We start from the raw sequence: 12,910 nt of genomic DNA, 5'->3' as shown, positions 1-12,910 counted from the left end.
GACGTCGGCACGAAAATGGGCTTGGGATGGCATGAAGAAAGCTGCTTCCGATATGTGAATCGGCGATGGCAATCACCTCGGAGGACAGCTCATTCGGCGCGCTGGAGGCGGCACAAGAAGAGAGGCCGTCCCACGCTTGCCGGTCTTGGCGATCTGTCGACCGCAGCCATAATCTGCCGTCGCGTCAGGTCCCCTACGCCGCTATCGGCGTGATCCTTAAGCCCGAGCCGCAGTGCCGACATTGCTGGCTTCCAATTAATGACTTGACGTTCGGTCAAGGACGTCTGGTAGAGACCACCTTCAACAGTGAGGGTCGCAAGCGTGGTGCGCTGCTTCTTGCCGCCTCGCCTCGGGCTTCGCGTCTTTCCGGTCCAAGCCCTTGAAGACCTCGCCTGCGGCGATGGTGGCGGCTTTGCGACATCTCCTCGTCCCGATCTGTGTTTCGCTGGCCGCTACGCGCCGCGGCTGTCGAGGGTGGCCGAAGGCCCATCGGGGCGACTCGGGCGATATCGCCACGCGCTTTGGCCGGTGGCCATCGGCCAAAGGCCGCTAAGCTGCTTCAATCGCACAAATGATAGCCGTGCAGATACAAGGGGTACCCAGCGCAAGACCCTCGGCGCGTGGCCCAAATATAATGAGAACGCCGCGCGCAGCCCGGCCGAACAAGGAGATGGCACAACGAAAAGCCTTGACGCATCGCCCCGTACAAGTCCTTCGACCCCTTGCAGACGCGCGGCGCCTATTGCTGCGATCTGTCTTCAAGCTGCCGGTCGCGGAGCTCCTCCGACACGAAACGCTCCGCCCGCTACCCTGCCTCGTCATTGTCGCCGCGGAATGCTGAACACGACGCGCTGGGATGTTGTATCGATGGCAGCAGTCTGCACCAGCGTGATCATCTTATGAAGCCGCCGATAATCAGGATCTGCGCGCCGGCCTAAGACGCCGCGCGCAGCCGATCGCGCACCGCCGGTCCCTCGCTCGGACAATCTGGTGCGGCACGAGCTCAAAACGGCAGTCTGCCGAAACATCGTCCCCCAGCCCGGTCATGAAAGCCCGCAAATCGCTTTTCATGCACGGCCAGATACGTGGCGATCGTGGTGAGCGATCGACCAAATAATGGCGGATCACAGCTACGGCCGGCGACTCTCGTGAGCGGAGCGTGTGGACGAGGCAGTGATCGCTAGCGGAAATCTGCGCCTGTCAGGACAAAGAGCCAATCACGACTGAATGCGTTGGGCGGGCCTCTCGGCGCTATCGCCGCGATTTCATTGATGTCAGCTCTGTTCGGATCGAGCGCACCGAACGGCCTCTTCGATGGAAGTGCCTCCCTGCAACAATCGGTCAAGCCGCGACGCTTGCACTACTCTGCGTGTTGCGACAAAGAGAGGACGGCGAGCGCTCTGGGTCCGTGATCCAGTCATCCTCGCTCGATGTGACGTTATCAGCCATCGGCAAACCTTCCGCGGGTCCGGGCGCGGTCACTCTCCCCGCTCTGCATCGACAATTCCGGCGACAGCGTGGCCGCTCAGACAATGGCAGCGGCCGTACAGCGATCATCTTGCCGAAACAGGCAATTTCCTGTGGCCTGCGCCACCGGGCGGACTCTGTCAGAATACAAGCGCGCTTAATGTCTGAAACCCGCCTTCGACTATGTTCGGAAGCCACATTGCGCAAGGAAACACGCGAGCGTGCCCCTTCTATCGTGCTGGCCCAAATCCTGCAGCGGCTCTCCGCGCCAGGAAGTTTGGCGGCGGCAACAGGATGGGAGTCGTGTTTGGGCATCGATCTGTCAATCGAGAATGCGGTAGCCGCACCGGAGGTCGCGTGCCTGCACCCCGCTGGGAGAACGGAAGAGGCTGCCGCTTGCCACGGCCTCGCGCGGCGTCGGTCATGTCATCGAAAACCTGTTCGCAGAAGAGGGCCGGCGCATCCTTACTTGCACGGGGCACCCCTTCGGTGGTGGGCGATGTCCGTGGGATTCGGAGACAAACAACCATGTCCACGTCAATCTAAGCATTCGCCGGACAGTGCCGCACGCCACTGCCGAGGTCGCGGAACGGCCTGCTCGCGCACCGCTACACGCATTGATCCACAATGCCGACATTTCGCCATAGACACCGGACCGTACCCGACAGACGTCGTTGACGGCGTCAGTCGAAGCCTGGCTGAGGCTGTTCCGCCTCAATTTGCTCGGCCTGATCCTGCTCCCGCAAGACCTCTTTCCCAATCTCAAGGCCACCGCGGTATCGATCTCGACATGACCTGATCGGCGCGTTGCCGCGCGCACCCGGTTTCCAGCACCGCCAATGCCTCTCGCGTCAAGGCTTACGGTTGCTTTCTCAACTCTGAAGCGAGGCGTCAATAGATGATCGATGAACTGGATTTGCGAACCTTCAAGCCGCATCCGCAACGCGACGCCGTGCTCGGCGAAGTGCACGCGCGCCCTTTCACGCGCCTTGTCTCGCCATTCAGCGTGATCCACTTCGCTGTTCTTGCGCAAGGCGAGGCGGCCGCAATCGATCGCTGCCGTTTTATCGATTTCTGCCTGGAGCGCAATCTGCGGCCGCCTGCGCAATCGGCGAAACATCATCAGATTGTCATCGGGCCCGCTATGCTACGCTGGGAGCAGCATTCTGAATTTACAACATTCACCTGGATCTGGACTAACACAAATGGTCCTGCCGCTCACCAATTCAGGAACATTGATGATACCGTCCGATCGCTGATCCGAGCGTTGCGGCAGACGGGTCAATTGCTGGTCGCGATCAGGTTAGAAGTGGAGCAAGGCGCCGCGCCGACCAAGCGCGCCGAACAGATTTTTGACAAGAATAGCCTGGCCATGGTTGCCACAAAGAGCGGTGCAGGCGTTGTCGCCTCAGACTTCCGCATGGACGAAAACGGCTTTACGAAAATCCTCGTCTGCGACCTCGGAATGACGTCGCACGATCTCGGAGCGCTGGTGCAACGGCTCCTGGAAATCGAGACCTACCGTCCGTTGGCGCTGCTTGGTCTGTCGGCGGCCCTTGAGCTTGCACCGTCTGTTGATCGCATCGACCGCCGTCTTGTTCAAGCGCTCGAAGAAATGCAAAGCGGTGAGGGGCTGCAATTCAACAACCATCTGCTTGCCGAGCTGACGGCGTTGGCCGCCTCCTTCGAAAGAGGTGCGACCGGTGGCCTGTTTCGCTTCGGCGCCAGCAGGGCCTATGACGAGCTGGTCCAATCGCGACTATCCATCATTGAAGGCAATGACATCTCGGGCTATCCGAGCTGGTCGTCGTTTCTGGCGCGCCGCATGGCGCCGGCGATGCGCACCTGCGCGACCGTGGAGGAGCGTCAGGCGGCTCTGTCGGTCAAGCTCGCGCGTGCCGCCGATCTGTTGCGAACCCGTGTCGACATCGAAATCGAACAACAGAATCATGACCTGTTGCAGGCTATAAATGAGCGCACGAGGCAGCAACTTCGGCTGCAGTGCACGGTCGAAGGATTGTCGGTCGCGGCGATTGGATATTACGTGGTCAGTCTGTTTAAATATCTTGCCGAGGGCGCGCACGATGTCGGATTACGAGTAGATCCCTCGTTCCTAACCGCAGTCTTCGTCCCGATCGCCGTGGGCGTGATCTGGCTGGTGAGTTACAAGATCCGAAAGCGACACTTCAAGCACGACGACGCGCCCTCGGTAGCTCGTAACTAATGCCCCTTGGGGAATCAGCGCGTCCGTCCTACGAAGCTCGCATAGTCGAGGTGCGACGCTGCCGCCAGAGCCTCGACGGTTAGCCGGTATATGCGCTTTAATTGATCGGGAGGGGGACGTCTCGCGACGCCACCCTTCCCTCACCACCTGGCATACTCGGGTCCGTACCGCGGCTGTTCGACCGAGTGAAGCTGGCCGAGGAACCAATATTCGGAGAGACCGCGAGCGCCAAAGAAGTGATTGCGCAGGGCGTGCTGCACCGCTGGTGCCCGGACATTCGCCAGAGCCCCGGCGGCAATCGATGCGGCGAACTTCGCGATGCCGAGGCGGCGAAGCTCCATGAATCGCTTGTGCCGAGTCTGCCATTGTCGCCAGAGATACATTCGCTGTTTTCAGTGAATCCAGGCTTCCAAGTTTTTGAGCACGCCAGATTCAGGCCCCTGGAATTGTCGCCTCTGGCGCATCTGCCCGCCGGTTGATGCCGGCGTCGCCCGCACGTGGCGGTGGGCGCCTAGCAGGCTGCTGAAATATCTACGCCAAAGATAGACTGCCAACCCACCTTGGCGAAACGGTTCGATGCGCGGGAGCGACGTGTTCATGGAGCAGCTGTTCACGATGAAGCGGATGGAGGATTTCGTTCCAAAGCCGCGCCAGTCGCGGTCGCCCTTGATGGCGACGCTCGAATGCTACGAGCCTTCGCTCGTCGCTTGGAGCATCCTTTCGCGCACAGCGAATGTTTTGATGACTGTCGACGACGAGGACGCAATCAGCGTGATGAAACGTCTGGCAAATCCGAGGGCTAGCTATCGCTGTAGTTGCAGGCGAAAGTGGTGGTGTTGGCCTCGCAGCCGTACTGCAGGCTGCTTCTGACCCGACCTTGGTGGCAAGATTGGTCTTGGACCCAATTGACGGGTCTTTCTGATCAACACCGAGGGCGCGACATATCCTCTCGTGTACGAACAGCTCGTCAGTGCGACGCCAGCGCAAGTGACCGCAAGAATATTAAACGGGCCAAGAACATCGTCGGCCCAATTTCCCGAGCTCGTGCTGCGCGCGGCGCCAAGCTCTCCAGTAACAACGATGCGACAATCGGCGGCGTGACGTATCGGAACGGCCGGCCAGGGTCTTCGACCGGATAACGACGCTGTGGCCCTGTCCGCACTCTTCGAAAAAACCACAAGCCCTCAACGCAACGCCGGTGAATTTACCCAGACAACTGGTCTCCACCAGGCCGTGATCCTAACCGCCGGTTCTGCACGACCAGTGTTGAATGTCGCTCGCAACCGAGACTAACCTGGAATTTGCACCGGCAGCGCGGAATAACCGTGCACAAAATTAGATTCAACTCGCTCCGGTTCCCCGACCACCTTTACCTCCAGAGATCGTTTCAGCATCTCCTCCCACAGGATTTTCAGCTGCAGCTCTGCGAGATGCCTACCCACGCAACGATGAATCCCAAATCCAAATGAGAGATGTTGTCGTACATTTTCTCGATCAATGATGAAGCTGTTGGGGCTCGCAATGACCTCGTCGTCTCGGTTGCCAGAGATATACCACATCACAACTTTATCGCCTCGCCTGATTTGCTTGTGGCCTATCGTGAAATCGTCCACAGCGGTCCGGCGCATGTGCGCGATAGGCGTTTGGTATCGTATAATCTCGGATACCGCCCCGGGCACCAGCGAAGCATCATCGCGGAGTTTTCGCAGTTCGGATGGATTTTGGCTCATGAACAAGACGCCACCGGTAATTGAGTTGCGCGTAGTATCGTTACCTCCAACAATCAGCAGAATGAGGTTGCCCAGGAACTCGCGTGGCTCCATGTTTCGGGTCGCCGGTGAATGCGCCATCATCGAGATCAGGTCAGCGCGCGGCTCGGAATTCACCCGTTCGCTCCAAAGCCGTGTGAAATAGTCAAGGCACTCCGACAGCACCACCTTTCGCTTTTCCCAGCTGTCGATCTGGTGGCCCATTTGGGGAGTCAAGGCGGCTGCGTCCGACCAGTAGGTCAGCAGCCGTCGATCCTGAAATGGAAAATCGAACAGCGTGGCCAGCATTTGAGTCGTCAACTCGATCGAGACTTTGTCGACCCAGTTGAAGGTATCATTGCGCGGCAAACCGTCCAAGATCTTCTGAACCCGCGAGCGAATCAAGCCTTCAAGATTCGCCAGATTCTCCGATGCCGCTATCGGACTGATAGTCTTACGCTGCTGAGCATGGACAGGAGGACTCATTTTGATGAAACTGGGGGTCCAATACTCCTCCGGCGGGTCGACAATTGTGACGCTTCGCTCTGATGAGAATATTGTGTGATTTGAGTCCACGGCTATGATGTCGCGGTATTTTGTTATCGACCAATATGGTCCGTATGGGCTGTCTTCGCAATAATGGACGGGATCTTCCCTTCGCAGGCGCTCGAAACAAGGCCAAACGGTATCATCCTTAAAGCGCTTGGGCTCGCTTACATCAAGGCGGCTCAGCGGGGTATCAGCCCTCTCGCAGGCGTTCTCTGCCGATAATGCTATCATGGTTGTCTCGCGGACATTGGCCTGCAATTTTGGTTGCTCGGCTGGGTGCGCTGTTTAGAGTTCGCATGCAAGCTTGGTCGAAAGACAACGAGCTTGGACCGTACAGTGACAATGTGTGACGCATGTCCATGGCTCGGGCTCGCGAGAGCTCGTACGATCGTCAGAAATCGGAAATCATCTTACCGGCGAAGTGAGGAGGAACTTGCCTCGGCCGCTGTCGATGTAGAATAACGGAAACACGAGCGAAGCTCCCCTATCAGGATTGGGAGGCGCGCGAACTCACTTTTTGCGGTAACAGACGCAAGTACTCGCGATGGCACCCAGCCGCTTATCCTCATTTTCTCGAGCAGGCAGGCCCCGTTGCCACTCGACTACTTACATTGCGCGAGCAGATGGAACCCTTATCACAGTAGGGACTAAGAAGAGATCGCGGTCCGCCGAGCACTCGTTTTTCCTTCTGCATGCGATGCGGGCGTTCGTAGAATGAATCAACAGGAGGAGGAGAAACAGGAACACGAGACCAAACCGGCGGTGGTGCGCGAGCCGGACGAAGGGTAAACTAACCCAAGGTCGCAGCTGGCATTGGAGTGGCTTGGGCCAATTTATCGCGGGAATTTTGGTATCGGCTGTGCTCCTGGCGCGAAGCCCGGGTATCACGTAAATTGAGCCCTGGTGTCCAAGGTAGCATGTGTGGGGAATGGTAGGCTAAAGCCTTCTGCTTCGTCTACGACCGATAGGCCGACGTCATATTGCGCAAGACCTATACCCTCGGCCGCGGAATGATCTCCGATGCTCATTTGTTCAAATCGAGTGCTGATCTTGCGCCAGCGAAATTGCTTTCGATGCCTGCTCGCGCTGCTCGTCAGGCTCGCTTCCAAGCTCGTACTCTGCCATGACAGCGCTCAAACCGTGCCCTCGGAGCTTAGTTCGCCTCGCGCAGAGGCGTGGTAAGCGGAACCGCGACACAGATGCCAAGCCTAACCAACTACGGCAATCGCGCTATTTCTGTCTGACGGCTGTGGCGCTGGCCGAAAGGCGGTGCGCAAGGTCGGCGGAAACATACTCCCCTTCCGCGGCAAACAACCGGCCGCGGCCGGATGACCTGCACCACTCGGCGCTGAATCATTTTCTGATGGGTCGAGATGAGCTTTCAGCATCTCACTTCAGCAAGGAGGGTCGCCTCCCGAGTCTGCGGCGCGTTCGCCCCTCCCATGCAGTTGCGCGTGGCGTTCTGCTCGGTGAACTTCTCTTCGCAAACAGTCTATTCGCGCGAACATGCGATAAGAGCCGTGCATTACCGGTAAGTTCGCCGAGCCATGCTAGGCAGCCTTCGTGGAGGGGTGCTTCGTCGTCTTGAGGCGCGTTACACTGCATCGGCCGTCGACGCTGACGGGCGCGTCTCCATCGATTGTGGCACGATGAACGACGCGATGCCGGTCACCGTAATCGTTGACCGCATAATGCTGCGTTGCGCGGTTATCCCAAATCGCGACATCGCCTTCTTTCCAGCTCCAGCGCACGGTGTTTTCGGGCGCCGTGATATGGGACTGGAATAGATCGAACAGCCTCTGACCGTCGCGCTTTGGGATATCAATAAACCTTTGCACCACATCGCCGAGCACCAACGCGCGCTCGCCGGTCTCGGGATGTACACGGACCACCGGATGCTCGGTCTCATAGATTGTTTTGGTAAAGACCTCATCAAAATGCTTCTGGTCGATTTCGCGAACACGGCAGGTCCCGGCGTAGTCGAAGGCGTTGCTGTGAACGGCCCAGAGTTCGTCGGCAAGCCGTTGGAGCGGCCGCGGCAGATCCAGATAGGCGGCCACGGCGTTCGACCAAATCGTATCGCCACCGGACGATGGAATTACAAGGGCTCGCAGCACCGCAAGTTTGGGATAGGCCGCGAGAAACGTTCCATCGGCGTGCCATACATCAGCCCGACTACCTCCGCGCGCGGAATCAAGCTCGATGATCGAGGTCGTTCCATTGATGGTACCGAGCGTCGGATGCGGCACCAGCCTTCCCAAACAAGCAGCAAAGCGTTCCTGCTCCGCGTCATCAAGATGCCCCTGATCACGGAAGAAAATCACCTTGTGTTCGAGCAGCAAGCTGTTGATCGCAGCGATGGTTCGGCTCGGTAAATCACCCGAGAGCTTGATATTTCTGATTTCAACACCGATGCGCGCTGCGCGCTTGACGACGTCGGTCGTTGGAATGACACTATCGGTCGAAGCCGTTTCTTTCATTGCGAACTCTTCCAAGCTTTGCGGATTCTTCAACAATAAGGGTTAGGGTCACTCGGTTTCGAAGGCGAACCTCGCGCTACGGGTACTCTCGAGCAAGCACCATGCCAGTCGGAAAACGGAGCAGTGAAGGTCCGTCAGGTAGCTGATCGGATGATAATTCGAACAGTTGCCAGGAACTCGATGCCGCCTCCCCTCCTCTTTCCACCCGAACCCGCCAAAAACCGGACGTAAAAATTTGAGACGAGCGCCTGGGTCGGCGGGGAAAAGGCATAGGGCGCATAATCGACAGGAATTGTACTGCTCGGCACACGAGGAGAAAGGCCATACGGTCCTCGTGCAACGTCGGGCAGCCAGCCGTGCGTGCCGTTCTCGTCCAGTATGCGCCTTCCGCTCAACTGTTTGCGGCAATCGGCCAAGTCTCGAGCCGCGTCTGCGAACGAGCCATCACCGGCTCTCAAGGTGTCCGGGACCTGTGCCGGCCGTGATCACGGCCGGAACATCATCCGCTCGAAATGGAAGAGGAATAGATGATCTTGGAAGAGCTCCAAACGACCGAATTACGGTTTCATCTAGGCGAAAGCCATTGATCCGCGGCACTGGGCTCGCGATGTTCTCGATGCACCGACGTCCGAGCATGGTAAGGCAGAAGTCCTGCACGGTCGCGCTGGATTTGCCTAAGAAGCCAAAGATATGTCCACTACCAGTCGTTACAGGTGTTTCAATGTTGTCAAAGTAATTACCCTCGATCAGTGCTTGCACAGATGATCCAGCATCCACCGCATGGAAGAATCCGCCGCTTTGTTGCGCATTCGTGTTGTGGAAGTAATTGTTGACGAGATGAATAATGGCCTGCGCCCCGTCGATGTGCGGCGCCCGCCCCGAGATCTCATGGAAATAGTTATTTGCGATGGTGATCGTCTGCGGGACACCAAGAAACAGGAGATTCCAATAGTGCTCCCCGTTGCAATACGAGGAATAGGTATCGCTGCCATCGAAGTCGTTCCAGGAAATCGTAATATTCGTCGTAGGGCCAAAGCCGCCGGCAATCATCTGCCGCCCGGTATTATGAAATCGGTTGTGGTCGATCCAAACCAAGTCGGCTCGTGCAATTGCAATAGCATCGCCGGCAAATATCACGCCGTTATTGATATCACTGATGGTCAGGTTGCGAATAACGACGTTGCTGACCCCATTCAGGCGCAGCCCCTTTCCTTTGATTGTAGCACGCGGGCCAACGCCGATCACTGTCTTGTTTGAGCCAATTTCCAGCGGACGCTTGCCGGCCCTGTCGAAGCCGATCAACGTCTTCTCCTTGCCATCGCAATGCGCGTCGTTGCCATCCATAAGGAGAAGGGATTCACGCTTGTAAGGTGCCGGACAAGCACGGCCATATTGGCAACCCTGCCCCTCGCCTCGCCCTTCCGTACCAGTAAAGTCTATGGTTCCTATTACCTGGATCTCGCGCGGACTATTGTCATTGCAGTAGCCGAAGCTGTAGGAACGACACAGCTCATAGTTCAGATCTTTGGTTGATCTGACCTGAACTACCTCGCCTCCAAGGCCGCCCGTCGCTCCAACGCCAAAGCCTTTGAGGGCTTCCAATCGCACATTGTTCGATCCGAGCACGGAAGAGACGCCGAGGACGACAGCAAGTCCGCCGAGCACGCGCAACAAGCGCTTGATGTGCTTCATCGTGTCCTTCATAGGCACATGCTCTCTCTCTGTTACCCGGAAAATCGAACTCAAATGCTGAACTGGAATAGGCCATCAGCATGCGGCGTTAACGCCATCAGATCGTCCTCAATAAGGCAGGATCGGAATATCGGAGCCATGCTACACAACAGCCGAAGTGTGCGGCCGCAGGCTTCGTATCAGCTGCAATGGATCCGGGTAGCCATTGAACAACCACAGCCGATGAAAGCAGCGGTCGATGCTTCGAGAGCCCCGACAGAATGAAGGCAGGACTCCCGCGGTTCACCGTGACGCGCCGTCGACAGCTCAACAGGATGCGACGACCGATCGGACGTTGATACAGAGCGACAAAGTCCACGCATCGCGCCCCAGAGATATCTCAGATCGAGCACTGTCCTGGTGCCGGCGAGATGGATTGATTAGGCGAACCGGCAGCCATTCGGAAACGATTTTCCCGCAGTTCAACACAGATCCCGCCTGACATGAAGATTCGAAATATCCTGGGCGAAAGACCGTGTGAGATGCCGAAAAGCTCTAACCTCCTCGAGAACGACCGTTTGATCGAGATAAGCTTGGCAATTCCAGAATACAGAAGGCTGCAACACGTTGGCCTGGGCGAATGGGCCGTCACTCGTGAAGTTTCGCTGAACCGGCGGGAGGCGCTTCGGCTCTTCGGCATTTTCGACCGGCACCGGAACGCGTTGTGCATGCTAGTTCGCATCGCGCGGGAAACAGATAGATGGGGCGGCTGGGATCCTCGAGTTCCTGGATTGCGCGTCGGATGTCAGGCCCCTTCTTATGTGATATAGATGGGCTAGGGTCTGTTGAGATTCATCTGGAATGGATGACGGCGGTAGCGAGGTAGATCATTGCCTCGAAACGGCCGTCTGTCTTGTCGCATCGCATTGCGATGCGTTTGAATTCCTTCAGCTTGCCGAAGAAATTCTCGATCAGGTGGCGCCATTTGTAAATGTCCTTGTCGATGTCGAGAGGCTTGGCGCGCCTGGGATGCTGCGAGATGACGATCTTCGCCCTGCGTTCGTTCAGGTCTTCGATGATCCAGTTGGAATCAAAAGCCTTGTCGGCGATCAAGCCGCCGAATTCGATATCCTTGATCAGGGGCGCGACACCGACGGTGTCGAAGCGGTGGCCAGGGAGCAGGATGAACCGCACCAGATTCCCGAGCGCGTCGGTCAGCGCGAGGATTTTGGTGGTCCAGCCGCCCTTCGACTTGCCGATCGCCTGATTTTTGGTCCCCCTTTTGCTCCCTGCGCGTGGCGGTGAACTTTGACGATTGTCGCATCGACCATGGCGAACTCCATGTCCGGATCATCCGATACAACATCGAAAATCCGCTTGAAAGCGCCGGCCTTCACCCAATCGCGATAGCGCTTGAACACCGTATTCCAGTTGCCGAACGTCGGCGGCAGATCTCTCCATGGGCTGCCCGTGCGCGCGATCCAAAGCACAGCCTCAAGAAACAAACGATTGTCGCCCCCTGTGCGGCCAGGATCGGTCGGCTTGCCCAAACAAAGCGGCTCCATCTTCGTCCATTGGGCATCCGTCAAAACGAATCGGTGCATTCAAAACTCCTTTCGGAGCTTGAATCATGGACGTTCCAATTTGTGAATCCCGATTCTCAACAGACCCTAGATTGGCCCCATCTATCGCGTGCCGGACACACACGCGAGATGCCTCCTATGGATTTCATGACCGGCATGTCCCTCCAGTCCGGGGGCGGATCTAGCACAGCCAGTCACCACCAACCTGCAAGTCGCGGCGCGAGGTGATACGGCAGGACCCAGCCGCAATTTTGGTCGTCCACTCATAGCCCTGAGGTGAAGCTGCTCATGTGCTGCAGTCATCGCCGCGAAAAGCCGAATTCGTCTGCAAGCGCCGCGTGGAAGGCAACGGCTGGCCAGCTCGCAAAACCCGGTCTTCGATCTGCCCCCTGACGCACCATAGGTTAGCTGTCCCCAGGGGGCTCGCGCGCGCGGAAGAATGACACTACCCACCAAAACTGGCTGTTTCTGTGATCCAGCATGAGGCGTACTCCAGTTCAAATCATGTGTCGCCCGGCCTTCCGTCGGGCTGCCGGGGAGCCTCGCCGATGTATACGGCGCCCTTCCAAGTTGTCGATATCGCCGACCTTGATCGGACGATGCGCCAGGCACGCTCGGCGACACTGATCACCGCCACTCCCGAAGGGCTGGTTGGAACGATGCTGCCCGTAGTACTCGACGAGAGCGAAAGGCTCCATGGGCACGATTTACGCGCACGTGGCGCGCGAATCCGCAGTGGAAGCTGGCACCGACTGGCGAGGCGATGGCCATTTTCGCTGGGCCGCAGGCCTACATCAGCCCCTCCTGGTACGTGACCAAGCACGAGAGAGGCGAGGCCGTACCGACGTGGAACTATGTCGCTGTGCCTACGGGCCGGTCGAATTCTTCGATGATGCCGATCGGCTGCTGGAGGTGGTCACGCGAGTGACCGATGCGCATGAGCGCTCGGGCAAAGACCGCTGGGCCGTCTCGGACGCCCCTGCCGATTTCATTAAAGCGGAGCTTAAGGGGATTGTCGGTCTGCGAATGCAAATTACACGGCTCGACGGCACGCGGAAGATGAGCCAGAACGCAACGCGGCGGATCGCGCCGGCGTCATTGAGGGCTTGCCGAAGAGCGACCGTGACGAATCCCGTCGCGTGGCTCACCTCATTCCGAAAGGATGACCAACCCGCACGACGTATTGTA

Annotated in this window: 5 protein-coding genes and 3 pseudogenes; 3 read left to right on the top strand and 5 right to left on the bottom strand. The window is 57.9% G+C overall.

Annotation, left to right across the window (positions count from 1 at the left end):
* Positions 1 to 123: 123 nt before the first annotated feature.
* Positions 124 to 420, bottom strand: a pseudogene (locus RX330_RS11860) (integrase); the annotation flags it as partial.
* Between the two features lie 1,945 nt (positions 421 to 2,365).
* Between RX330_RS11860 and RX330_RS11855 the strand changes: the two are divergent.
* Complete coding sequence (locus RX330_RS11855) at positions 2,366 to 3,691, top strand: DUF3422 domain-containing protein (protein WP_317243131.1); 1,326 nt, start codon at positions 2,366 to 2,368, stop codon at positions 3,689 to 3,691.
* 185 nt (positions 3,692 to 3,876) lie between these two features.
* Positions 3,877 to 4,170, top strand: coding sequence for a hypothetical protein (locus tag RX330_RS11850; protein ID WP_317243130.1), 294 nt, complete (start codon positions 3,877 to 3,879; stop codon positions 4,168 to 4,170).
* Positions 4,171 to 4,980: 810 nt separating this feature from the next.
* On the opposite strand, the gene RX330_RS11845 is transcribed toward RX330_RS11850, so the two are convergent.
* The 4 genes and pseudogenes from RX330_RS11845 to RX330_RS11830 all read right to left on the bottom strand — a co-directional run bounded on the left by RX330_RS11845 (position 4,981) and on the right by RX330_RS11830 (position 11,704).
* On the bottom strand, positions 4,981 to 6,219 hold the full coding sequence (locus RX330_RS11845) for a cytochrome P450 (protein WP_317243129.1): 1,239 nt from the start codon (positions 6,217 to 6,219) through the stop codon (positions 4,981 to 4,983).
* 1,319 nt (positions 6,220 to 7,538) lie between these two features.
* Complete coding sequence (locus RX330_RS11840) at positions 7,539 to 8,468, bottom strand: TauD/TfdA family dioxygenase (protein ID WP_317243128.1); 930 nt, start codon at positions 8,466 to 8,468, stop codon at positions 7,539 to 7,541.
* Positions 8,469 to 8,912: 444 nt separating this feature from the next.
* Complete coding sequence (locus RX330_RS11835; RefSeq protein WP_317243127.1) at positions 8,913 to 10,160, bottom strand: polysaccharide lyase family 1 protein; 1,248 nt, start codon at positions 10,158 to 10,160, stop codon at positions 8,913 to 8,915.
* A gap of 831 nt (positions 10,161 to 10,991) precedes the next feature.
* Positions 10,992 to 11,704: pseudogene (locus RX330_RS11830) on the bottom strand (IS5 family transposase).
* A 566-nt stretch (positions 11,705 to 12,270) separates the two neighbouring features.
* On the opposite strand from RX330_RS11830, the pseudogene RX330_RS11825 reads away from it, so the two are divergent.
* A pseudogene (locus RX330_RS11825) lies at positions 12,271 to 12,888 on the top strand (FMN-binding negative transcriptional regulator).
* Positions 12,889 to 12,910 lie beyond the last annotated feature (22 nt).

The organism is Bradyrhizobium sp. NDS-1, from assembly GCF_032918005.1.
In the GTDB taxonomy this organism is placed as follows: domain Bacteria; phylum Pseudomonadota; class Alphaproteobacteria; order Rhizobiales; family Xanthobacteraceae; genus Bradyrhizobium; species Bradyrhizobium tunisiense.
The sequence above is the reverse complement of the archived record's forward strand: the minus strand, read 5'-3'. Positions and strand labels throughout refer to the sequence as shown.